Here is a 25,624-nt window from a genome sequence, read left to right on the forward strand (position 1 = left end):
ACTCTTTAAGGGGTGATACTATGAAATTTGATTTTTTTACAATAGATGATGACATATATCCAAAATATTTGAAAGAAATAGAAAATCCACCAAAGAAATTGTATTATAAAGGAAATTTAGAATTATTAAAAAGTAATAGAATTTTATCGGTTGTAGGAACAAGAAATCCTAGTTCATATGGTAAACTAGCCTGTGAACATATAGTAAAAAAACTTATTAAGGCTGATATTACAATAGTTAGTGGTTTGGCTAGTGGTATTGATAGTATTGCACATAGAGTTTGTATTGATAATAAAAAAAATACAATAGGAGTAATAGCAACTGGTTTAGACATAGTTTATCCGGCATCAAATTTAAGATTATACGAAGAAATAGAAAGAACTGGTTTGATACTTAGTGAGTATGAAGTAGGTACTAGACCTTTTAAGCAAAATTTTCCAGAAAGAAATAGAATTATAGCAGGTTTATCTATGGGAACAATCATAATTGAAAGTAAAGAAAAAGGTGGAAGTCTTATTACGGCTAATCTTGCTTTAGATAACAATAGAGATGTATATGCAGTTCCTGGAGATATTTTTTCTGAATATTCAAAAGGTTGTAATAAATTAATAAGAGATGCTAGAGCAAAACTTTTGATTAATCCAGAAGAAATTCTAGATGACTATTGTTGGGATTGTTTAGAAAATGATAACAATAAAAATTTAAAATTAACAGAAAATCAGAAAAAAATTATTAATGTATTAGGAAGAGATAAAGGTCTTGAAAGCATAGTGAACGAAACTAGAATAGAGCAATCAGAAATTTTATCTGAACTTTTGACATTAGAAGTAATGGGATTAATTAAAAGTTTACCTGGGGGAAGGTATAAAAAAGTAATGGATTTAGTCTAATTAATTTGATATAATTCGTCAGTAATTAGTAGAGTAAGGGGTGTTTTTAGTTATGGCAAAAAATAAATTGGTAATAGTAGAGTCGCCAGCAAAAGCAAAAACAATAGAAAAAATATTAGGGACTACATATAAAGTTATATCTTCATATGGACATATAATTGATTTACCAAAAACAAAAATAGGTGTAGATGTAAATGATAATTTCAAACCATCTTATAATACAATAAAGGGAAAGGGAGAAGTTATTAAACAGCTTAAAGAAGCAGCAAAAAAAGCTGATAAAATCTATCTGGCATCTGACCCGGATAGAGAAGGAGAATCTATTGCTTGGCATATAGCTAATACCTTAAAATTGAGTTATGACGAAAAAAATAGAATTGAATTTCATGAAATTACGGAAAAAGCAATAAAAGAAGCAGTAAAAAAGCCAAGAACTATAAATTTAAATAAAGTTAATTCTCAACAAGCTAGAAGAATTTTAGATAGACTTGTTGGTTACGAAATAAGCCCTTTTTTATGGAAACTAATATCTCCAAACACTAGTGCTGGTAGAGTTCAATCTGTTGCTTTAAAACTTATATGTGAACTTGAAGATAAGATAAAGGCATTTATTCCAGAAAAGTATTGGGATATTAAGGGTATATTTGATAAAATATATACCTTAGATTTATATAAGATTGATGGAAAGAAAATAGAAAAATTAAAAGATGAAAAATTACTCGAAAGAGTAAAAAAAGATGTTAATGAAAGTTATAAAGTAATAACTTCAAAAATATCAAACAAGACTAAAAACCCACCAGCACCATTAAAAACTAGTACATTACAACAATTAGCTTCATCATATTTAGGTTTTTCTGCTAGTAAAACTATGATGGTAGCACAAAAATTGTATGAAGGTGTTGATATAAAAGGGGAACATAAAGGTCTTATTACATATATGAGAACAGACTCTATAAGAATTTCTGAAGAAGCTAAAGAAATGGCAAGAAATTATATTAAAAAGAACTATGGAGAAAAATATTTAGGTGCAGGAGATAGAAAAGAAAAGAAAAATTCTAAAAATGTTCAAGATGCACATGAAGGAATTAGACCAACAGATATTAATTATACACCAGAAGAAATTATGGTTTATTTAGATAAAGACCAATTTAAACTATATAATTTGATATGGCAAAGATTCTTAATTTCTCAATTAGCTGCAATGAAATATGAACAATTTGAGTATATTTTAGAAAGAAGTGGCATAGAATATAGAGGAAGTATCAATAAAATAATTTTTGATGGTTATTACAAGGTATTTAAAGATGAAGAAGAGCTTCAATTAGGAGATTTTCCTAAAATAAATGAGGGAGATATTTTTAATTTAGATAAATTAAATATTAAAGAAGATTATACTAAGGCACCAGCAAGATTAACAGAATCATCACTTGTTAAAACTCTTGAAGCCGAAGGAATAGGGAGACCATCAACTTATGCTAGTATTATAGAAACATTAAAAAAACGTGAATATGTTGAATTACAAAATAAAAGTTTTATTCCAACAGAAGTAGGGTATGAAGTAAAAGAACAATTAAGTAAATATTTTCCTAATATAATGAATGTAAAATTTACTGCTAAATTAGAAGATGAGCTTGATGAAGTTGATAATGGAGATAAAGATTGGATAGAATTATTGAAACAATTCTATGATGAGTTACAAAAATATGAAGTTAAATGTAAGGTTGAAATTGAAAAAGAATTAGAGAAATTAGTTTTCTCAGATGTACTAGATAAAAATTTAGAACCAATGATAATGAAAATAGGAAGATTTGGAAAATATTTAACATCTCAAAATCCTGATAATAAAGAAAATATATCATTAAAGGGAATTGATATTCCACTTGAAGATATCAAAAAAGGAAAAATATTTGTAAAAGAACAAATAGAACAACTATTAAAGAAAAAAGAAGGACAAAAAACAGATATTATTTTAGAAAATGGAGCTAAATTAATTTTAAAATATGGAAGATTTGGAAGTTATCTTGAAAGTGAAAACTATAAGGAAGATAATATTAGAAGAACTATTCCTAGTGAGATTAAAAAAGAAATTGAACAAGGAAAAATACCGTCAAAAAATGATGAGCTTCAATTAAAAAATATATTTGATAAAATAGAAAAAGAAGAAAAAGAAATAATAAAAAAAGCAGGAAAATGTGAAAAATGTGGAAAGCCTTTTAAAGTTGGAAATGGAAGATGGGGTAAATTCTTAGCTTGTACAGGCTACCCAACTTGTAAAAATATAAAGAAAATAGAAAAAAAGAAATAATTGGAGGAAATAATGACTTATCCAAAAGAAGTAATAGTTGTAGGAGCTGGGCTTGCTGGTTGTGAAGCTGCCTATCAACTTGCTGAAAAAGGAATAAAAGTAAAATTATATGAAATGAAGCCTAAAATTAAGACTGAAGCTCATTCAAAAGACTATTTTTCAGAATTAGTTTGTAGTAATTCTTTGGGAAGTGATAGTTTAGAAAATGCTGCAGGACTTATGAAAGAAGAATTAAGACTTTTAGGTTCTCTTCTTGTAAAAATTGCAGATAAGAATAGAGTACCAGCAGGTCAAGCTTTAGCTGTTGATAGAGATACTTTTTCTGAAGAGATAACTTCTATTATAACTAATCATGAAAATATAGAAGTAATAGAAGAGGAATTTACTGATATTCCAGATGATAAAATAGTGTTAATTGCAAGTGGACCACTTACTTCTGAAAAGTTATTTGCTAAAATAAGTGAATTAACAGGAGAGGAAAGTCTTTATTTTTATGATGCTGCAGCCCCAATAGTAACTTTTGATAGTATAAATATGAATAAAGCATATTTTCAATCAAGATATGGAAAGGGAGAAGGAGAATACATAAATTGTCCAATGAATAAAGAGGAGTATTATAAGTTTTATAATGAACTTATCAATGCAGAAAGAGCAGAGCTTAAAAAATTTGAAAAAGAAAAATTGTTTGATGCATGTATGCCTATTGAAAAGATAGCTATGAGTGGTGAAAAAACAATGACTTTTGGTCCTTTAAAACCAAAAGGATTAATTAACCCTAAAACAGAAAAAATGGACTATGCTGTTGTACAACTGAGACAAGATGACAAAGAAGGAAAACTATATAATATTGTAGGTTTTCAAACAAATTTAAAATTTGGTGAACAAAAAAGAGTGTTTTCAATGATACCGGGTCTTGAAAATGCAGAATTTATAAGATATGGTGTAATGCATAGAAATACCTTTATAAATTCTACAAAATTATTGAATAAAACTCTTAATTTGAGAAATAAAGATAATATATATTTTGCAGGACAGATAACTGGAGGAGAGGGTTATATCTGTGCAATGGCTACAGGCTTATATGCAGCAAAAAATATTATTAATAGATTAGAGTGTAAAAAAGAATTTTATTTAGAAGATGTTTCAGCAATAGGAGCTATTATTAAGTATATTACTGAAGAGAAAAAAAAGTTTCAACCTATGGGGCCAAATTTTGGAATAATAAAATCTTTAAATGAAAATATAAGAGATAAAAAAGAAAAATATAGAAAGTTATCTCAAGTAGCATTAGAATACTTAAAAAATAAGATAGTTGAGGATAAAAATGAATGATGAATTTAAAATAGAGAAATTATTTAAAGATTTTATTTATCAACTAGAATTTTTAGAAAATAAAAAAAAGAATACCATAATATCTATAAAAAATGATGTTGAGCAATTTTTAAAATTTATTTTTGATAAGGGAATTTTTGAGATAGAAGATATTGATGAAATTAATATCAGAGAATTTTTTTTTGATTTAAAAAAATTAGAGGTAACAACTTCTACATATAATAGAAAACTAGCTTCTGTAAAAAAATTTTTTAAATATACTTCTGAACAAGGGATAAAAAAAATAGAAATATTAATGGAAACTGAAAGAAAAGATGAAACTAAATCTATAGAGTATTTAACTTTAAGTGAAGTTGAAAAAATTAGAAATGTTATTTTAGAAAATGGATATAATTTTAATTCTTTGAGAGATAGATTTTTATTTGAATTATTATATTCAACAGGACTGACAGTTTCAGAAGCTTTATCATTATCTGAGATAAATTTTGATATAGATAAGAGAGAAATTTATTTTTTAAAAAATAAAGAAAAAAGATTAGTTTATTTTAGTGAAATCTGTAAAGAATACTATGTTAAATTTTTAGAAATAAAAAAAGAAAAATTTTTAGAAAAAAATTCAAATATAATTTTTCTAAATAATTCTAATACCAGATTAACAGATAGGTCAGTAAGAAGAATTATAGGAAAATATGCAGAGAAAACAGACATTTCAAAAGAGATAAGTCCATATACAATAAGACATACTTTTTGTATTCATATGTTAAAAAATGGTATGCCTAAAGAATATTTAGCTAAATTATTAGGGTTAAGGGTTAGTTCTCTTTTAAATATTTATGAAGATATAATTAAAAAGGAGATTTTATGGCACAAAAAAAATGTGTAGGTTGTGGAATAGAATTACAGAATAAAGATGCAAATGTAGTTGGATATACTCCAAAAGAAATAAAAAAGAATGAAGATATGTATTGTCAGAGATGTTTTCAATTAAATCATTATGGAAAACATTCAATGAATACTTTAACAAGAGATGATTATAGAAAAGAAGTAAATAGCTTAATGGATGAAGTAGAATTAGCAATAGCTGTTTTTGATATTATAGATTTTGAAGGTTCTTTTGATGATGAAATTTTAGATATTTTAAGAGAAAAAGAATCAATAGTTGTTATAAATAAATTAGATTTAATTCCTGAAGAAAAACATCCATCTGAGGTTGCAAATTGGATAAAAAACAGATTGGAAGAAGAAAGTATAGTTCCTTTGGATATAGCAATAGTAAGTACAAAAAATGGCTATGGTGTAAATGGTATTTTCAAAAAAATAAAACATTTTTATCCTGATGGTGTAAAAGCAATGGTAATAGGAGTTACAAATGTTGGGAAATCTAGTGTTATAAATAGACTTCTAGGAAAAAGAATAACAACTGTTTCAAAGTATCCTGGAACAACATTAAAAAATAATTTAAATATAATACCTTTAACTAATATTGGTTTATATGATACACCTGGTTTAATTCCTAAGGGAAGAGCATCAGATTTATTGTGTGAGTGTTGTGCAGAAAAATTAATACCTTCAAGTGAAATATCAAGAAAAACATATAAAGGTGAAATAAATAAAGTTATAATGATAGGCAATATGCTAAAATTTAAAATACTAGAAGATAAAGAAGAAAATATAAAACCTATATTTTCTATATTTGCAGCTAAAGATGTTCCCTTTCATGTAACAAATGCAGAGAGAGCTATCGAGCTTGAAATTAGTAATTACTTTGATTTGCCTTGCTCTTTATGTAATGAAGAGTATAAAAAAAATAAAAAAGTAAAAAAATTTTTTAAATTAAATACTGGAGAGGAGTTAGTGTTTAAAGGCTTAGGTTGGATATCTGTAAAAAAAGGTCCGCTTCTATTAGAAGTAGTAATACCAGAAAAAATTGATACTTTGGTTAGGAAAGCTTTTATAAACCCTAAGAGATAAAATGAAAATAAGAAATAGAATATGGAATAAATTGATATCATTAATACCATTTTTGATAGCGATACCAATTTTAATTATGTTAGGACTTTATTTTATAAACAAGAAAAATAATAAAGTAGAGGATATTGATGTTGCTAAAGGACTAATAAAAGATATAAAGATTATGAGAGTAGCAATAGATGAATATTATCAAAAAACTGGAACTTTTCCAGATTTAGCTTTAAACAACGAAGAAAATGAAATAGAAAAAATATTTTACAAGACAGATAGTGGGACAGTGTATTTTAAAGATTTATTAAAGGAAAGTTCTATTCCTAAAACGCCAGCTGGTTCTGGACTATCAGCTTCCAACAAGATCTATACTATTAAAAACTTTGATGAAGCAACAAAAGATGGAGGTTGGAATTACAATAGTTCTACTGGAGAAATTCATGTAAATTTACCAGAGAACTTTTTAGGGCAAGGAATAGAATGGGAAACTTATTAAAATAAGCTTAGTGAGGTGAAACATGGGATTTTTTGATAAATTATTCAAAAAAAAGGAAGAAAAGATAGAAGAAATTCAAAAAGAGATTGAAACTAATTTAAATGAAAATATAGAAAAAATTAAAGATATAGAAAAAGATACTAAAGAATTTTTGAAAGAAGTAAAAGAAGATATAAAAGAAGAAATTGAAGTTCAAATTGAAACTGTTGAAAATAAAATTTCAGATTCAAAAGAAAATATTTCTGAAAGATTAACAAAAAGCAAAGAGGGATTTTTTTCAAAATTAAAAAATATATTTACATCAAAAAGTAAGATAGATGATACTATTTATGAAGAATTAGAAGATCTTTTAATACAATCTGATATAGGTTTCGATATGACAGCTAAGTTAATTAATCAACTTGAGAAAGAAGTAAAAGTAAAAAAAATATCGGAAACCTCAGAAGTATATGAAATATTAAAAAGATTGATGTCAGATTTTTTATTATCTCAAGACAGTAAATTGGTTTTAAAAGAAGATAAAATAAATGTGATTTTAATAGTTGGAGTAAATGGAGTAGGTAAGACAACAACTATTGGGAAATTAGCTTTAAAGTATAAGAAAATGGGTAAAAAGGTATTATTAGGAGCTGGAGATACATTTAGAGCAGCAGCAGTAGAACAACTAGAGGAATGGGCAAAGAGAGCTGATGTTGACATAGTTAAAGGTAAGGAAGGAGCAGATCCAGCTTCTGTAGTTTTTGATACATTAAGTAGGGCTGAACAAATTAAAGCAGATGTAGTAATAATTGATACTGCCGGTAGATTACATAATAAATCTAATCTAATGAGAGAATTAGAAAAAATAAATAATATTATTAAGAAAAAAATTGGAGAACAAGAATATGAATCTCTTTTAGTAATTGATGGAACTACTGGACAAAATGGTTTAAATCAAGCTAAAGAATTTAATTCAGTAACAGAATTAACAGGTTTTATAGTGACAAAGCTTGATGGAACAGCAAAAGGTGGGATAGTGTTTGCCGTTTCTGAAGAATTGAAAAAACCTATAAAATTTATAGGATTGGGAGAAAAAATAGATGATTTAATAGAGTTTAATTCTAAAAATTTCGTTGATGCAATTTTTGATTAAATTTTGTTAAGTATAACTTAATTTTTTTTGAAAAATTTAAAAGGAAGTGCTATACTGTCAAAGTAAGAATAGCAGTTCCTTTTTTCTTCTATAGGAAAGTATAAAATTAAATAGCAAATAGCAAAAAATAGTCTCTTGACAGCCGTATAAGTTCTACGAGCTCAATGAACGCAGGCTCTTCGAACTAATACGGACGTCAGAGACTTTTTTATATTGTTAAATTAAACTCTTGCTAGTGTTAGCTAAGTACAATATAACTAAATTGTATCTAAATTTAAAAAAATAAAAAAAAGGTAATAAAAAAGGTAATATAATAGGTTTAGCTAGCATTATTTTAAAAATTATATATTGCAATTAATTTCAATTAGTGTTAATATATACTTAAATTTAAAAATTAAATTTAAAGAATAAGGAGTGATTTTAAATGAGTTTTTTAGGTCAAGTTAGAAAAAAGGCCATGCAAGCAAATAGAAGAATTGTGTTACCTGAATCAAGTGATGAAAGAGTAATAAGAGCAGCTTCTCAAATTTTAAAGGAAGGGTTGGCAAAAGTTATCCTTGTTGGAAACCAAGAAGTTGTAATGGAAAGTGCAAGGGCTTACGAAGTTTCACTAAGTGGTGCAAAAATTGTTGATCCATATAATTTTGAAAGAATGGAAGATTATATTAGTAAACTTGTGGAATTAAGATCTAAAAAAGGTATGACTCGTGAAGAAGCTAAAAAATTATTACAAAATGATCCTAACTTCTTTGGAGCAATGTTAGTAAGAATGGGAGATGCTGATGGTATGGTATCAGGTTCTGCATCACCTACTGCAAATGTTTTAAGAGCAGGAATACAAGTTATAGGAACTCAACCAGGTGTAAAAACAGTTTCATCTGTATTCATAATGGAATTATCTCAATTTAAAGATTTATTTGGAAGTATATTAGTGTTTGGAGATTGTTCAGTAATACCAGTTCCAACTTCTGAGCAATTAGCTGATATAGCAACTTCAGCTGCTGAAACTGCAACAAAAATAGCTGGAATTAATCCAAGGGTTGCTTTAATGACATTCTCAACAAAAGGTTCTGCAAAACATGAATGTGTTGATAGAGTTATAGAAGCTGGACAAATTTTAAGAGATAGAAAAGTAACATTTAGATTTGATGCTGAGTTACAAGCAGATGCTTCTTTAGTAAAATCTGTTGGAGAAATAAAAGCACCTTTATCAGATGTTTCTGGAAATGCAAACGTATTAATATTCCCTACATTATCTGCAGGAAATATTGGTTATAAATTAGTTCAAAGACTTGCAGGAGCAAATGCTTATGGTCCAATAATTCAAGGATTAAACTCACCTGTAAACGATTTATCAAGAGGATGTTCAGTTGAAGATATAGTTGTTTTAACTGCTATTACTTCAGCACAAGCTTGTGTAGATTGCTAATTTATAATAAAAAAAGGGTAGATACTAAAGACTTAATACTAAAAAATATATAATACTTGGAGGAATAAATGAAAATATTAGTAATAAACTGTGGAAGTTCTTCACTTAAATATCAATTAATAAATCCGGAAACTGAAGAAGTTTTTGCAAAAGGATTATGTGAAAGAATTGGAATAGATGGATCAAAAATGGAATACGAAGTCGTTGCAAAAGACTTTGAAAAAAAATTAGAAGTTCCTATGCCAACTCACAAAGAAGCATTAGAACTTGTTATATCTCATCTTACAGATAAAGAAATAGGAGTAATAAAATCAGTTGATGAAGTTGATGCATTAGGACACAGAGTAGTACATGGTGGAGAAGAGTTTGCTCAATCTGTTTTAATAACTGAAGAAGTTTTAAAAGCTATTGAAGCAAATAATGATTTAGCACCATTACATAATCCAGCTAACTTAATGGGAATAAGAACTTGTATGCAACTTATGCCTGGAAAGAAAAATGTAGCTGTGTTTGATACAGCTTTCCATCAAACAATGAAACCAGAAGCATTTATGTATGCATTACCTTATGAAGATTACACAGAATTAAAAGTTAGAAAATATGGTTTCCATGGAACATCTCACTTATATGTATCAGGAATAATGAGAGAAATAATGGGAAATCCAGAACATTCAAAAATAATAGTATGTCACTTAGGAAACGGAGCATCAATAACTGCTGTTAAAGATGGAAAATCAGTTGACACATCTATGGGATTAACTCCATTACAAGGTTTAATGATGGGAACAAGATGTGGGGATATAGATCCAGCAGCTGTTTTATTTGTTAAAAATAAAAGAGGTTTAACTGATGCACAAATGGATGATAGAATGAATAAAAAATCTGGAATTTTAGGTTTATTCGGAAAATCTTCTGATTGTAGAGACATGGAAAATGGAGTTGTTGCAGGAGATGAAAGAGCAATACTTGCAGAAAGTGTATCAATGCATAAATTAAGATCATATATAGGAGCTTATGCTGCTATTATGGGCGGAGTTGATGCAATTTGCTTTACTGGAGGTATTGGAGAAAACTCTTCAATGACAAGAGAAAAAGCATTAGAAGGATTAGAATTCTTAGGAGTAGAATTAGATAAAGAAGTTAATTCAGTTAGAAAAAAGGGAAATGTAAAATTATCTAAAGAAACTTCAAGAGTTTTAGTATATAAAATACCTACTAATGAAGAATTAGTGATAGCTAGAGATACATTTAGACTAGCAAAATAGTTTTAAGGAAGATACGAAAAGGAAGATACAAATTAATTATATTTAGTTATATAAGGAAATAGTGAATTAGAAATTAAACAATTAAATAAGGAGGAAACAATATGGCAAAAAGAATGCAAACTATGGATGGAAACCAAGCTGCTGCATATGCATCATATGCTTTTACTGAAGTTGCTGGGATTTATCCAATAACACCATCATCACCTATGGCAGAATATACTGATGAATGGGCTTCAAGAGGAATGAAAAATATATTTGGAGTGCCTGTAAAATTAGTGGAAATGCAATCTGAAGGAGGAGCAGCTGGAACGGTTCATGGATCTTTACAAGCTGGAGCATTAACTACAACATACACAGCTTCTCAAGGATTACTTTTAAAGATACCTAATATGTATAAAATAGCTGGAGAATTATTACCAGGAGTTATACATGTGTCTGCAAGATCTTTATCAGCTCAAGCGTTATCTATTTTTGGAGACCATCAAGATATTTATGCAGCTAGACAAACTGGTTTTGCAATGCTTGCAACAAATTCTGTTCAAGAAGTTATGGATTTAGCTGGAGTAGCTCACTTAGCAGCATTAAAGTCAAGAGTTCCATTTTTACATTTCTTCGATGGTTTTAGAACTTCTCATGAAATTCAAAAAGTTGAAGTAATGGAATATGATGATTTAAAGAAATTAATAGACTGGAAAGCTTTAGAAGAATTTAGAAAAAGAGCTTTAAATCCAGAACATCCAGTAACAAGAGGTACTGCACAAAATGATGATATTTACTTCCAAGCAAGAGAAGTACAAAACAAATTTTATGATGCAGTTCCGGATATAGTTAATAACTATATGAAAGAAATTTCAAAAATAACTGGTAGAGATTATAAACCATTTAATTATTATGGTGCTCCAGATGCAGAAAGAATTATAATCGCAATGGGATCAGTTTGTGAAGCAGCACAAGAAGTTATAGATTACTTACTAGAAAAAGGAGAAAAAGTAGGTTTAATATCTGTACACTTATTTAGACCTTTCTCTGCTAAATACTTCTTTGATGTTTTACCAAAAACTGTAAAAAGAATTTCAGTTTTAGATAGAACAAAAGAACCAGGTTCATTAGGAGAACCATTATTACTTGATATTAAAGCATTGTTCTATAATAAAGAAAATGCACCACTTATAGTTGGTGGAAGATATGGATTATCTTCAAAAGATACAACTCCAGCTCAAATTTTAGCTGTATTTGAAAATTTAAAGAAAGATGAACCAAAAGATGCTTTTACAGTTGGTATAGTAGATGATGTTACTCATACATCACTTGAAGTAGGATCAGCAATAGCACTTGCTGACCCATCAACAAAAGCTTGTCTATTCTATGGATTAGGAGCAGATGGAACAGTTGGAGCTAATAAAAACTCTATTAAAATTATAGGGGATAAAACAGACTTATATGCACAAGGATACTTTGCATATGACTCTAAAAAATCAGGAGGAGTTACTAGATCTCACCTAAGATTTGGTAAAAAACCTATTAGATCAACTTATTTAGTTTCAAAACCAACATTTGTTGCTTGTTCAGTACCAGCATATCTACATCAATATGATATGACTTCTGGACTTAAAGAAGGAGGAAAATTCTTACTTAACTGTGTATGGTCTAAAGAGGAAGCGATAGAAAATATTCCTAATAATGTAAAAAGAGATTTAGCAAAAAATAAAGCAAGATTATTTATTATAAATGCTACTGCTCTTGCTCATGAAATCGGACTAGGACAAAGAACAAATACAATAATGCAAGCTGCGTTCTTTAAATTGGCAGAAATTATTCCATTTGAAGAAGCTCAACAATATATGAAAGATTATGCTAAAAAATCTTATGCTAAAAAAGGTGATGAAATAGTTCAACTTAACTATAATGCAATAGATAGAGGAGCTAATGATATAGTTGAAATAGAAGTAGATCCAGCATGGGCAAATCTTGAAGTAACACCTTTAAACGAACCAAAAGAAACTGCTGGTTGTGGTGGATGTTGTGCTACTCCAACTGATTTCGTTAAAAATATAGCAAAACCTATAAATGCAATAAAAGGATATGACTTACCTGTATCAGCATTTTTAGGTTATGAAGATGGTACTTTTGAAAATGGTACTTCTGCTTTTGAAAAAAGAGGAGTTGCTGTTGATGTACCTATATGGAATATAGATAAATGTATACAATGTAACCAATGTTCATATGTATGTCCACATGCAGTCATTAGACCTTTCTTAATAAATGAAGAAGAATTAAAAGCTGCTCCAGTTGAAATAGCAACTAAAAAACCTACTGGAAAAGGACTAGATGGATTAGGATACAGAATACAAGTTTCAACACTTGATTGTGTTGGATGTGGTTCTTGTGCTCATGTATGTCCAGCAAAAGCACTAGATATGATGCCAATAGCAGATTCTTTAAATGACAAAGAAGATGTAAAAGCTGATTATCTATTCAATAAAGTAGAATATAGAAGTGACTTAATGCCACTTGATACTGTAAAAGGTTCACAATTTTCTAAACCATTATTTGAATTCCATGGAGCATGTCCTGGATGTGGAGAAACACCTTATATTAAATTAATAACTCAATTATATGGAGATAGAATGATGGTTGCCAATGCTACTGGATGTTCATCAATTTATTCAGGTTCTGCACCTTCAACTCCATATACAACTAATAAAAATGGCGAAGGACCTTCTTGGGCATCTTCATTATTTGAAGACAATGCTGAATATGGATTTGGTATGCATGTGGGAGTTGAAGCTTTAAGATCTAGAATTCAACATACTATGGAAGAAAATATGGATAAAGTAGATGAAGATATAGCTACTCTATTTAAAGATTGGATAGCAAATAGACAATTCTCTGTAAGAACAAGAGAAATTAGAGATATTCTTGTTCCAAAACTAGAAGCATTAAATACAGATTTTGCAAAAGAAATATTAGATTTGAAACAATATCTAATTAAGAAATCTCAATGGATAATTGGTGGAGACGGTTGGGCATATGATATTGGTTATGGTGGACTTGACCATGTTCTTGCATCTAATGAAGATGTAAATATATTAGTAGTGGATACAGAAGTTTACTCTAATACAGGAGGACAAGCATCAAAATCTACACCAACTGGAGCTGTTGCAAAATTTGCTGCAGCAGGAAAACCAGTTAAGAAAAAAGACTTAGCAGCAATAGCAATGTCTTATGGACATATTTATGTTGCACAAGTTTCAATGGGGGCTAACCAACAACAAGCTTTAAAAGCTATTAAAGAAGCTGAAGCACATCAAGGACCTTCAATTATAATTGCATATTCTCCTTGTATCAACCATGGTATTAAGAAAGGTATGTCACAATCTCAAACTGAAATGAAGCTTGCAACTGAATGTGGATATTGGCCAATATTCAGATATAATCCATCAGTTGAAAAATTAGGTAAAAACCCATTACAAATAGATTGTAAAGAACCTAAATGGGAAAAATATGAAGAATATCTAACAGGAGAAGTTAGATATCAAACTCTAACTAAATCTAATCCAGAACAAGCTAAAATTTTATTTGAAGCAAATAAAAAAGAAGCTCAAAAGAGATGGAGACAATATAAGAGAATGGCTGCACTAGATTATAGTGAAGAAAAAGAAGAAGAATAAAAAATGAAATTGAAAGGGAGCTATAATTATAGCGGCTATTTGTCAAATAGTGTTGATGAAAAAGTTTAGACTATGACTTAGCATAATTAAGAGAATTTTTGAGAATAAAAACTTGAAAATTCTCTTTTTTTATTGTTACTAAAATTCATTATTGCATAAAAAAATTAGGCATTAATTGAAACAATTCCTTCTTGAATTAATATACGCTTTTTAAAATTGCTAAATTTTGAATATCCAAATGCAGTTCTTTTTATTGATTTAATTTTATTATTTAAACCTTCTATTACTCCATTAGTAATATTAGTTTCAAACATATTTTTAATATATTCCATATATTTTTTAAGAGTTTTTAAAGCAACTCTCATTTTCTCAGAAATTTTTTCTTTACTTCCAAGATATTTTTCTACTATTCCTTCAAATTTTTTAAAATTATTATGTTTAATTGCTTGGATAATATCTTGATATATATTAAAATTAATTTCTAATTCAGGTATTTTATCAAGAATATAATCTACTTTATCTTTACTACTTAATTTGTACTTAAAACTTTGACAGTAGTATTTTATTTCGCAAAGGTCAGGGTAATATTTTAATAATAACTTCCAAAATCTCTTTAATTTTCTTTTTAAAGAAGGATCTTGAATAGAGTTCATAATATATATTCTAGTTTGATTAAATGCTCTGTTAATAAGGTTAACAATATGAAATTTATCTAAAACTATTTCTCCATTAGGAAAGATAGATTTAACTAAGCTAATATATGGAGCATACATATCCATACAAATATATTTCACATTATTTTTAGATTTTAAAGAAAATCTAGAAAAATATTCTGTAAGAGAAGGAAGTCTTCTATCTTCCACTATATCGATAATGCTCTTACTTTGAAAGTCAGCAAAAACAAAAGACATAGCGCCATCAATATTTTTAACAGATTTAAATTCATCAATACAAATAGTTTCTGGTAAATGTTCTCTATTAACTTTAAAATTAGAATAGCAGGTATCCATAATTCTTTGCACAGAAGAGACGGAAATATTATATCTCTTAGCAATAGATGTAAGAGAAATATTTTTTTGAAGTTCAAGCGCGATAGTATATTTAAGATTATTAGATATACTAGAATTATTACTAACAACATTAGTGGAAGGTGAAAAAGTTTTTTTACAATCCTTACAAATATACCTTTGTATAGTAAGCTCAAGTTCAATATTGTAATTCTGGTAAGGAATATACCTAACTTTACGAATTCTTGAACCATTTTTAACAATATTTTTAGAGTTACAATGTGGACAAGCACAGTGATTAGATTTAAGAAATCCTTTAAAAACTTTAATAAAGAAATCGTTTTTTTTAATAATTTGAAAATAGTTTTCTTCTGGAAAAGAAATATTATTATCTTGAATATTTAAGATATTTTTGATAAAATCAGATGGAGACAATGAAATCACTTCCTTTATGGTTATTTTGAGCGATTTAATTTTAACAGGAAAATTTCATTGTCTCAATTTTTTTTTTATTAAAAAATGGCATTAATAGAAATTTTTTCTATCAACACCATTTAGTATACAACCCTTATTTATAAGGAAAGTATAAATTTAAAGAGATATAAATAATATATGTGGTATATATATATATACTAAATAAAAAATAGTGTTTTTTTGAAAAAAATCTTTAAAATAATTAAAAATTTGCATCACAAAAAGCTCTAATGAAAAATACTCATTAGAGAATTATTAGAAATATACCTTATGTATGGTCCGTCCATACCAATCTGAGCTAACATATATTTCTTGTATATCCATCATAATTTTACAATAAGGACACATAAATGGATGTACACCAAATGTATCAATAGATTGTTTTACATAAAAAGAATATTCAGATTTAGAAAAACTTTTTTTGTATTTCTTAACTATATTTCTTAATTTTGCTGTAATATTGTGCCCATAAAATCCAAATCTATTAATCATTTTAAAATTTTTTGGAGGTAAATGGATAAGAATTTGTTGAACAAATTTATCTATATCCATAGTTACATATTTTTTCTTTTTCTCATCAGCTAAATCATTAAAGAAGAAAGTAACTTTTTCATTATCATAATAAGTGATTTTGTATTCAGCAATGGGAGCACGAGCGAGATATCTACCTAAATATTTTACAATTCCTTTAGGTGAATTAACATCACCAGAGCCTACATTAAAGAATAATCTTTTATCTTCTTTATATAATTTAGAAACAGCTTTTTGAGCAAGATTTTTAATTTTAAGATTAGGATAATTACTATTTTGAACAATATTAAGGACAAGATACTTTCATTGCCCAGCAATAGAAGGAACATGAAAGTAGTCTAACTTTTTAAAAGTAAAATTTTTGGTAAAGCCACCAAGAGAAACAAGAGCATGTATATGTGGATTCCATTTTAGATCTCTGCCAAAAGTATGAATAACAGTGATAAGTCCATAATGAACAATATCAGAATTAGTAAAATAATTAGGAGAAGATTTAGGAACTTTAAATTTTCGAGCGATTTTTTTGTGCATATTATGAAATTGATATTTCATAACTTCATTAATAGTCTTAGCAAGTTTAGAGAGTAAAGTTCTATCATAACAAAAAAATGCTCTTAATTCTTCAGGAATAGTAAAAAGAATATGCCTATGAGGAATATTAAGAATATCATTAGTCATCTTTTGAGTCCAAGTAGCAGAGTATTTAAAACCACAAGAAGGACAAAGTCTAGATTTACAAGTAATAGGAATGGTATGGTAATGTCCACACTCAGTACAAGTATATTTAATGAAACCAGTTTTAATATCACGACAAAGTAAGAATTTGTTGATAGAAGCCTTAATATATTCAAAATGTTGTTGAGTTAAAAAAGGGTTGATAAAATTAAGAATATGTGATAAATTAACTAGGGATAGTATTTCTTTAATCATGAGATATTACTCCTTTCTGTATGTTTTAGTGCAAATAAATTTTACAGAAAAAGAGAGCCAATTGCAAAAGATTTTTTTAAAATCTGCAATTGGCTTTTTTTTTTAAAGTATATTTCTTTTTAATAAATATTTGATTTACTAATATTATAGGTATATAATATTAATGTAAAAATATAGTAAAGGAGGTTAGATTTATGAAACAAAAGAGTAATTTTACTTTTCTTCTTTCTTATGCAAAAAATGAAAAATATAAATTATATTTTTCAGCTTTTTTAAGTGTATGTAGTTCAATACTTATGGTTGTACCTTATATACTTATATATAATATTATTTTAGAGCTATTAAAAACAGATTTAGATTATAATAGAGTTAAGAAACTAGCTATCTATACTGCAATTTTAATAATTCTAAGATTAGTATTATTTATATTATCAGGAGTATTTTCACATGTGGCAGCATTTAATATACTTTATAATATTAGAATGCAGGCAGTGAAGCATTTAGGAAATATTAATTTAGGATATTTTAGAGAGAAAAATATTGGTGAAATAAAAAAAGCTATAAATGAAGATGTTGAAAAACTAGAAAATTTTTTAGCACACCAAATTCCAGATTTAGCAGCAGCAATAACAACTCCAATAGTTATATTAGTATTTTTATTTTTCTTAGAGTGGAGAATAACAATATTTTTAATTATTCCTATAATACTTGCTATTTTAACTCAATTTGCTATGTTTAAAGGTTATGGTAAGCGTTTAGATAACTATAATTCTCTACTTCAAAGATTAACTTCAACAATAACTCAGTATATAAAGGGAATGAATGTGTTTAAAGCCTTTAACTTAACAGCACATTCTTTTAAAAAATATATTGATATAAATAATGAATATACAGAAAATTGGCATGAAATGACAGATGATTACAGAGCACCTTATGGAATATTTTTAGCAGTTGTAGATTCAGCATTAATTTTTGTTATTCCAAGTGGAGGCTATTTGTATTTAACTGACAAAATTAATATTTCTACATTTTTAATATTTTTACTTTTAAGTTATACATTCCTGAGTTCATTCAAAATATTAATGCAATTTGCTGGAACTTTTTCTTTTGTTTTAGCAGGAGCAAATAATGTTAGAAGTATAATTGAATTTCCTATTCAAAATGATGGAAAAAATTTAAAAAATATTAATTTTAAAGAAAATATTTCATTTAATGATGTAACTTTTTCTTATGATAAAAATGATGTTTTAAAGAATATTAACTTAATTTTAAAAGCTAATACAATAACTGCACTTGTTGGACCATCAGGCTCTGGAAAGACAACTATTGCTTATTTATTGGGTAGATTTTGGGATATTCAAAAAGGAAGTATAAAAATTGGAGATATTGATATAAAGGATATAGATATAAATTATTTGTTATCCAATATTTCCTATGTATTTCAAGATATTTTTATATTGACAGATACAATTTTTGAAAATATCAAAATGGGACTTGATAAAACAAAAGAAGAGGTGTATAAGGCTGCAAAAGATGCTGAAATTCATGAATTTATTATGAGCTTGCCAAATGGCTATGATACTATTATTGGAGATGGATATATAAAATTAAGTGGTGGAGAAAAACAAAGAATTTCAATAGCAAGGTGTCTACTTAAAAATAGTCCAATAGTTGTTTTAGATGAAATAACAGCTTATTCTGATATAGAAAATGAAGCTAAAATACAAAGTGCTATTAGAAATTTATTAAAAGATAAAACAGCTATTATAATAGCTCACAGATTGTATACTATAAAAGATGTTGATAATATTATTGTACTAAATGAAGGAGAAATTGTAGAAAGTGGAAAACACCAAGATTTAATTATAAAAGAAAATGGCTTATATAAACATCTTTGGGAGGTGAAATAAATAATGTTAAATAATTTAAAAATATTATTAGATAAAGATTACACTCCTGTAAAAAAAGCTACTTGTTATCAGTTATTAGATATTTTATTTAATATGATAATTTATACTATTTTATTTTTAACAATATATTCACTGATAGAAAAATCTTTTACTATGAATAAAATCTATTGCTATTCTGGACTTTTGCTTATAGCTCTTATTTTTAAAAGTTATTTTGGTGGTTGGGCTATGGTTAAAATGCAAAAAACAGGAAGTACAGCTTCAAAAGATTTAAGAATAGCAATGGGAGACCATGTTAAAAAATTAAATTTAGGTTATTTTAATAGCCATAATTTAGGATATTTAATTAATATATTAACTATGGATATAACAGATTTTGAACAAGCTGTAACTCATAATATTCCTGATTTATTAAAGGTTTTAGTTTTGAGTATTTATTTGTTACTTATAACTTTCTTTATAAATTTTAAACTTGCTATAATTCAAATTATTGTTGTGTTATTGACTATACCTATTCTTAAAATTGGTGGAGAAAAATTGGAAAAGATTGGGGTAGAAAAGAAAAGTGTTTCTGCTAAATTAATTTCAACTATTATAGAATATATAAGTGGTATAGAAGTTTTTAAAAGTTTTGGGGTTATAGGAGATAAATTTGAAAGATTAGAAAAGGGATTTAGAGATTTAAAGAAATATTCTATAAAATTAGAGCTTACTGCTGTTCCTTATGTTTTACTTTTTCAAGTGATTATTGATTTGTTATTCCCTATTCTTTTATTATTAGCAGTTAGGTTTTTTATGAATGGAGAATTGGAAGCTAAAATGTTAGTAGGCTTTATAGTTTTAAGTTTAACACTTACTAATGTTATAAGAAATTTTTCAGCTAGTTATTCTGTAACAAGATATTTATTTGTTTCAGTTGCTAAAATCTCAGATACTTTAAATTACCCAACTATTTCATATAAAGATGAAGATTTTAATTTTTCAAGCTATGATATAAGTTTTGAAAATGTTGACTTCTCTTATACAAAAGATAGAAAAGTTTTAAAAGATATTAATTTTATAGCAAAGAATAATGAAATTACTGCCTTAGTTGGAAAGTCTGGTTCTGGAAAATCAACTGTTATGAGTTTGATAGCAAGATTTTGGGATACAACAAAGGGAAGTATAAAAATTGGAGGAAAAGATATAAAAGAAGTTAGTCCTGATTCACTTTTAAAAAATATAGGTATGGTGTTTCAAGATGTTTATTTAATTAATGATACTATCTATGAAAATATTAGAATAGGTAATTTAAATGCTAGTGAGGAAGAAATTATGAATGCTGCAAAAATAGCAAATTGCCATTATTTTATTTCTAAATTACCTAAGGGTTATGATACTTATATAGGTGAAGAAGGAAGTACATTATCAGGTGGAGAAAAACAAAGAATTTCAATAGCAAGAGCATTATTAAAGAATTATCCAATTATATTATTAGATGAAGCTACTGCTTCTCTTGATGCTGATAGTGAACATGAAATAAAAATGGCTATAAATGAATTAATAAAAGATAAGACTGTTATAATTATTGCTCATAGATTGAATACTATAAAAGATGCAAATAAAATAATAGTTATGGATGATGGAAAAATTATTGAAAGTGGTAATCATGAAAAATTAATGAATGATAAAGGAACTTATTATTCAATGTTTACTGCTATGGAAAAAGCAAAAGAATTTTGTATATAATATTGTAAATTAAAAGAGGGATATAAATAGAAAAAATTATTTTAACAATATCTAGCAATTCATCTCCCACTTTTATAAGTAGGAGATAAATTGCTTTTTTCTTGTTCTATAGGAAAGTATAAATTTAATATGAAAATAGTCTCCGACGTCCGTATTACTCTGGAAAGCATTTCGGTGAGCTCGGAAGAGTCATACGGCTGTCAGGTGACTTATAGGAAATGATAAAATTGAATAGCTAATATTTATATTTTATTTAAATAGAGAGGATTTATAGGGCTGTTAAACTATTTGGTTCATAAAAATATAACTGCTTGACTTTTTTAATTATAAGTTATAAGCTATTGCTATAATTTTACTTTAATGAGGAATTTTATGAAAAAAATTAAATTTTTATTGACATTTATTCCATTGAGTTTAGGAATATTAATTTATTTGTTATATAGAAGTAGAAAATTATTTTATTATAATTTTATTCATCTTTTTAATATAAATGGGTATATTGTGTTAGCTAGGGAGTCGGCACACATATATAGACCTTTATTTCCAACCTGGGTCATTTATTCTCTTCCTGATGGATTATGGCTTTTTTCTGTTGGCTCTTTAATTTTACTTTGTAGAAATAGATATTTTTTACATTTAATTTGGTTTTTATTTATATATTTATTAACTATTTTACAGGAATATCTACAAAAGTTTTTTGGAGGACATGGTACAGCTGTTGGAACATTTGACAAAACGGATATTGTTGCATTTACTTATGCTTTTGTTACAATTGTTTTAATTTCTTTAGTTTTTAGAAAAATTGATAATAAATTTAGGTATAAGGAAAATTTATATATGGAGTTATCCGAAAATATTTTGTATAGTTTAATATTTTTTATTATAGGAATTTTACCGAATATGTTATAGACTTCTCAGATATAATGTAAATAAAAATCCCTGATTTCTACGTGGCTTATAGTATACTTATAAGTCATATCAATATCAGGGTTTTTATTTTATAGGAAAGTATAAATTTAAATGCTTATTAGTCTCTTGATAGCCGTATGAGTTCTACGAGCTCAATGAACACAGGCTCTTCGAACTAATACGGAGGTCAGAGACTATTTTATATAAATAAGGCAACGGCTCCTTTAATACCAGCTTCATTACCTAAAGTTCCTATTTTTAATTCAACATCTTTTAAAGCAGTTGGAAGAGCATATTTTTCCAATTTTTCTTTTATAGGATTTAAAATTTCATCACTAGCTAAAGATATCCCACCACTTATAACAATACATTCAGGATTAATTATGTTAAGTAAATTAGCAATACCTAGAGCAAGATATTCACTTTCGTAATCAATTAACTCAATAGAAAGATGATCACCTAGTTTAGCCATATCAAAGATGTTTTTAGCTTCTAATTTATCCAAATCGTTATCGATACTTTTTAAAAGTAAACTGTTAGGAAAATCTTTTAATCTTTCTTTTGCAACACGAACAAGAGAACTAGCAGAGGCATAGGCTTCTAAACAACCATTTTGTCCACAACCACATTTTCTACCATCTCTAGCAATTTTCATATGTCCAACTTCTCCACCTACACCATTTATTCCAGATAGAAGAGTCCCATTAATATAAATTCCTGCTCCGATACCAGTTCCTATAGCAAAAGTAATAGATGATTTTTTACCTATTGCTGCACCAAAAAGAGCTTCTCCTTGAGCAATAACATTTACATCATTTTCAACTCTAGTCTCAATACCTGAAATTTTTTCCATCTTTTCTTTTAGATTCATATTCTTTTCCCAATTAAAATTAGCAAAAAAACCAACTATACTTTGTTCTTTAACAGGTCCAGGAATTCCGATACCAATACCAACAACAGAAAACAAAGGAATTTTCTTTTCTAATACCAATCTCTTTGCTTCTTCCCAAATTCTTGTTAAGGTATTATCTGCATTTTCATGAGAATTAGTTTTTATGATACTTGAATTTATAATATTTCCTTCAATATCAACTATACCTATTTTAGTGTTAGTCCCACCTAAATCAATACCAATGTAATGTTTCATAAAAAAGTGCTCCTTTTAATAAAAAATTATTTTGTAGAATTTTCTTTTTTTGATTTTAATATTTCTTTTAAAATAATTGTTGTAGCTATCACACCATCATTAGTTGCTGTTGCAATTTGTCTAACTTCTTTTTCTCTGATGTCTCCTATTGCATACATTTTATCAGTTCTAGTTTTCATTGACTCATCTGTCAAAATATAGCCACTAGGACTTAAGTTCACAAATTCTCCATATAATTCAAGATTATTTTTAGTTCCTAAATATAAAAATACAAAATCTGTAGGGAAAACTTCCTTATTTCCAGAAACTTCAAGATGAAGTTCAGTAACAAACTCTTCACCAGTAATTTCTAACAATTTTATATTTTTAGTTATTTTTACATTTTCTTTAGAAAGAATAGCTTCTTTTAACTCATCGTTACAATCTAAATTTTCAGATGTTAGGAAAATATTAACTTCTTTTGCATATCTAGTTAAAAATAATGCTTCTTCAATAATTTCATCTCCTTTTCCAACTAAAGATACAACTCTTCCTTTTGTAAAGGCTCCATCACAAGTTGCACAGTAAGATACACCAGCACCTAAGAATTTATTTTCACCTTTAACTTTTTTTGCACCTATTTTTCCAAGACCAGTTGCTATAATAATATATCTAGTTTTGAAATTTCCTGCATCTGTTTTTACAATTTTTATCTCATCATAAGGGTCAAATCCTAAAACAGTAGCTGCCTTAATTTCACAACCAAATTCAATAGCTTGTTTTTTCATTGAGGCATAAATTTCTTTTCCACTTGTTCCTGATGGGAAACCAGGGTAATTATCAACTTGATGTGTCATTATCATACTTCCAATACCTTCTTTTTCAAGTATAAGAGTATCAAGATTACCTCTACCTGCATAAATTCCAGCTGATAGTCCAGCAGGACCAGCTCCAACAATTACAATATCATAAATTTTATTTGTGTCCATAAATACATCTCCTATCTTAATTTTAAAGAATACCAATTCTTTTTAAAAACATTTTTTCATCAGCTATAGTTGTAACTTCTGTATGTCCACTATATACAAGAGTTTGATCTGGAAGTTTAATTAATTTTTCAAGACTTTTAGCTAACATATCAAAATCACCGGTAGGCAAGTCATATCTTCCATAACTTCTTCTAAACAGAGTATCACCAGATATTAAAATATTGCTTTCTTCATTATAGAAACATTTAGAACCAATAGTATGTCCCGGAGTATCTAAAACTAAGAAATCTCCAATTAAATCTCCTTCTTTTACAGTTGTATATGTACCATTAAATTTAAAATTTTCTCCAAATATCCTATCAGAAAGGCTATATTCTGAATTAAATAAGAAATCTTTTTCTTCTTCACCAATAAAGACTTTCGCATTTGGAAAATGATTAGCCAGCTCATTTAAACCTTGAATATGATCACCATGACCATGAGTTAGTATTATATATTTTAAATTTAATTTATTTTCTTCAATAAAATTATACAAACTTGATAAATTTAATCCGCCACAGTCAAAAAAGTAAGCCTCTTTATTGTTATTATATGTTAAATAACAATTTGTTCCCATGGCACCTAAATGAAAACATTTTATTTGCATAGTTAGTTTAGTACAATAAATACAAAAAGTATTTATTTATACAATCTCCTTTCATAATATACTGTCTTTAATGTCAATAAATTAATTATATCAAAATATACTAAAATAGTCTATCTTTAATCTAAAGATAAAAAGTCATATTCTATGGATTGATAAAATATATAAATATATATAATAAAAATATTTTTATAAAAAATAAAGTCTCTTGACAGCCGTATGAGTTCTACCAACTCAATGAACACAGGCTCTTCGAACTAATACGGACGTCAGAGACTAATTTTATTATTTAATTTTATACTTTCCTAATATAATCAAAAAAGTCTTTATAAATAATAAAAAACGTATGTTATTTATATTCTCTATATATGTGTATATCTATTTTTATTAAATAAAAGTATTGAACTTTTTTAAAAATTGATGATATAATAGGAGCCAATCAAAATATTGTATAATAAAAAAACAAAATATAGACTTATAAAATTCTTAATAACTATAATAATTCGTAAAAAAAAATCATATAATTCTTCTAGTTTTAAATTATACGATATTAAATTATGATATTTTTGGAGGTAATAAAAAAAATGAAGGAAAACTCTAAGAAAAGAGAAATTTCTAAACAAATTAATAAAGAGGTTATAGTAACATTAGTTCTTTATCTAATCTATTTTTTGTGGTGGTATTACTTTGCTTATGAATTTTCTACAGATAATGTTGAAGACTATAAGTATATTTTAGGACTTCCTGAATGGTTTTTTTATTCTTGTGTTGTAGGTTTAGTCCTTATCAATTTTTTAGTTTTTCTTGCTATAAAATTCTTTTTTAAAGAAATAGATCTTGATGAATTTGAAAAAAATGAAGAAACAAATCAAAATAATAAGGAGAACAAATAAAA

General features: G+C 27.1%; 18 protein-coding genes and 1 pseudogene. 14 read left to right on the forward strand and 5 right to left on the reverse strand.

Features of this window, described 5'->3' with window-relative positions:
* Positions 1-20: 20 nt before the first annotated feature.
* The 10 genes from dprA (at position 21) to nifJ (ending at position 14,482) form a co-directional block, all read left to right on the forward strand.
* Positions 21-890: a DNA-processing protein DprA gene (gene dprA / locus BQ2505_RS05520; RefSeq protein ID WP_074016776.1), complete on the forward strand. Its 870-nt coding sequence runs from the start codon at positions 21-23 to the stop codon at positions 888-890.
* Between the two features lie 52 nt (positions 891-942).
* Positions 943-3,195, forward strand: coding sequence for a type I DNA topoisomerase (topA, locus tag BQ2505_RS05525; RefSeq protein WP_074016777.1), 2,253 nt, complete (start codon positions 943-945; stop codon positions 3,193-3,195).
* Between the two features lie 12 nt (positions 3,196-3,207).
* Positions 3,208-4,527, forward strand: a complete 1,320-nt coding sequence (gene trmFO / locus BQ2505_RS05530; protein ID WP_074016778.1) for a methylenetetrahydrofolate--tRNA-(uracil(54)-C(5))-methyltransferase (FADH(2)-oxidizing) TrmFO — start codon at positions 3,208-3,210, stop codon at positions 4,525-4,527.
* A complete protein-coding gene (locus BQ2505_RS05535) occupies positions 4,520-5,410 on the forward strand; it encodes a tyrosine-type recombinase/integrase (protein ID WP_074016779.1) in 891 nt (296 codons plus the stop codon). Before trmFO ends, BQ2505_RS05535 begins: the two co-directional genes overlap by 8 nt.
* Positions 5,389-6,498, forward strand: a complete 1,110-nt coding sequence (gene yqeH, locus BQ2505_RS05540; protein ID WP_074016780.1) for a ribosome biogenesis GTPase YqeH — start codon at positions 5,389-5,391, stop codon at positions 6,496-6,498. Before BQ2505_RS05535 ends, yqeH begins: the two co-directional genes overlap by 22 nt.
* 1 nt (position 6,499) lies before the next feature.
* On the forward strand, positions 6,500-6,985 hold the full coding sequence (locus tag BQ2505_RS05545; protein WP_074016781.1) for a hypothetical protein: 486 nt from the start codon (positions 6,500-6,502) through the stop codon (positions 6,983-6,985).
* 22 nt (positions 6,986-7,007) lie between these two features.
* Positions 7,008-8,117 (forward strand): signal recognition particle-docking protein FtsY, encoded by a 1,110-nt coding sequence (ftsY, locus tag BQ2505_RS05550; protein ID WP_074016782.1) that lies wholly within the window; start codon positions 7,008-7,010, stop codon positions 8,115-8,117.
* Positions 8,118-8,541: 424 nt separating this feature from the next.
* On the forward strand, positions 8,542-9,546 hold the full coding sequence (gene pta, locus BQ2505_RS05555) for a phosphate acetyltransferase (RefSeq protein ID WP_074016783.1): 1,005 nt from the start codon (positions 8,542-8,544) through the stop codon (positions 9,544-9,546).
* Between the two features lie 68 nt (positions 9,547-9,614).
* A complete protein-coding gene (locus BQ2505_RS05560) occupies positions 9,615-10,811 on the forward strand; it encodes an acetate/propionate family kinase (protein WP_074016784.1) in 1,197 nt (398 codons plus the stop codon).
* A 101-nt stretch (positions 10,812-10,912) separates the two neighbouring features.
* Positions 10,913-14,482, forward strand: coding sequence for a pyruvate:ferredoxin (flavodoxin) oxidoreductase (gene nifJ / locus BQ2505_RS05565; protein WP_074016785.1), 3,570 nt, complete (start codon positions 10,913-10,915; stop codon positions 14,480-14,482).
* Between the two features lie 164 nt (positions 14,483-14,646).
* Here the strand turns inward: nifJ and BQ2505_RS05570 are convergent, their stop codons facing one another.
* Positions 14,647-15,933, reverse strand: a complete 1,287-nt coding sequence (locus BQ2505_RS05570) for an ISL3 family transposase (RefSeq protein WP_083232296.1) — start codon at positions 15,931-15,933, stop codon at positions 14,647-14,649.
* A gap of 285 nt (positions 15,934-16,218) precedes the next feature.
* Positions 16,219-17,424: pseudogene (locus BQ2505_RS05575) on the reverse strand (IS91 family transposase).
* Positions 17,425-17,618: 194 nt separating this feature from the next.
* Between BQ2505_RS05575 and BQ2505_RS05580 the strand changes: the two are divergent.
* From BQ2505_RS05580 to BQ2505_RS05590, 3 genes are all read left to right on the forward strand, one after another.
* Positions 17,619-19,334 (forward strand): ABC transporter ATP-binding protein, encoded by a 1,716-nt coding sequence (locus BQ2505_RS05580; RefSeq protein WP_074016786.1) that lies wholly within the window; start codon positions 17,619-17,621, stop codon positions 19,332-19,334.
* A gap of 3 nt (positions 19,335-19,337) precedes the next feature.
* On the forward strand, positions 19,338-21,062 hold the full coding sequence (locus tag BQ2505_RS05585) for an ABC transporter ATP-binding protein (protein ID WP_074016787.1): 1,725 nt from the start codon (positions 19,338-19,340) through the stop codon (positions 21,060-21,062).
* A 372-nt stretch (positions 21,063-21,434) separates the two neighbouring features.
* Positions 21,435-21,971, forward strand: a complete 537-nt coding sequence (locus BQ2505_RS05590; protein ID WP_074016788.1) for a hypothetical protein — start codon at positions 21,435-21,437, stop codon at positions 21,969-21,971.
* A gap of 199 nt (positions 21,972-22,170) precedes the next feature.
* Here BQ2505_RS05590 and BQ2505_RS05595 read toward each other — a convergent pair whose 3' ends face one another.
* Genes BQ2505_RS05595 through BQ2505_RS05605 form a run of 3 tightly spaced genes read right to left on the reverse strand, consistent with a single transcriptional unit; the run spans position 22,171 to position 24,732 of the window.
* A complete protein-coding gene (locus BQ2505_RS05595) occupies positions 22,171-23,118 on the reverse strand; it encodes an ROK family protein (protein ID WP_074016789.1) in 948 nt (315 codons plus the stop codon).
* 26 nt (positions 23,119-23,144) lie between these two features.
* Complete coding sequence (locus BQ2505_RS05600) at positions 23,145-24,086, reverse strand: NAD(P)/FAD-dependent oxidoreductase (protein WP_074016790.1); 942 nt, start codon at positions 24,084-24,086, stop codon at positions 23,145-23,147.
* A gap of 22 nt (positions 24,087-24,108) precedes the next feature.
* Entirely contained in the window at positions 24,109-24,732 is a 624-nt protein-coding gene (locus BQ2505_RS05605; RefSeq protein ID WP_074016791.1) for an MBL fold metallo-hydrolase, read from the reverse strand.
* Positions 24,733-25,313: 581 nt separating this feature from the next.
* Here BQ2505_RS05605 and BQ2505_RS05610 point away from each other — a divergent pair.
* Positions 25,314-25,622, forward strand: a complete 309-nt coding sequence (locus BQ2505_RS05610; protein WP_074016792.1) for a YhdT family protein — start codon at positions 25,314-25,316, stop codon at positions 25,620-25,622.
* Positions 25,623-25,624 lie beyond the last annotated feature (2 nt).

The sequence above is a fragment of the Fusobacterium massiliense genome (assembly GCF_900095705.1).
Lineage (GTDB): Bacteria > Fusobacteriota > Fusobacteriia > Fusobacteriales > Fusobacteriaceae > Fusobacterium > Fusobacterium massiliense.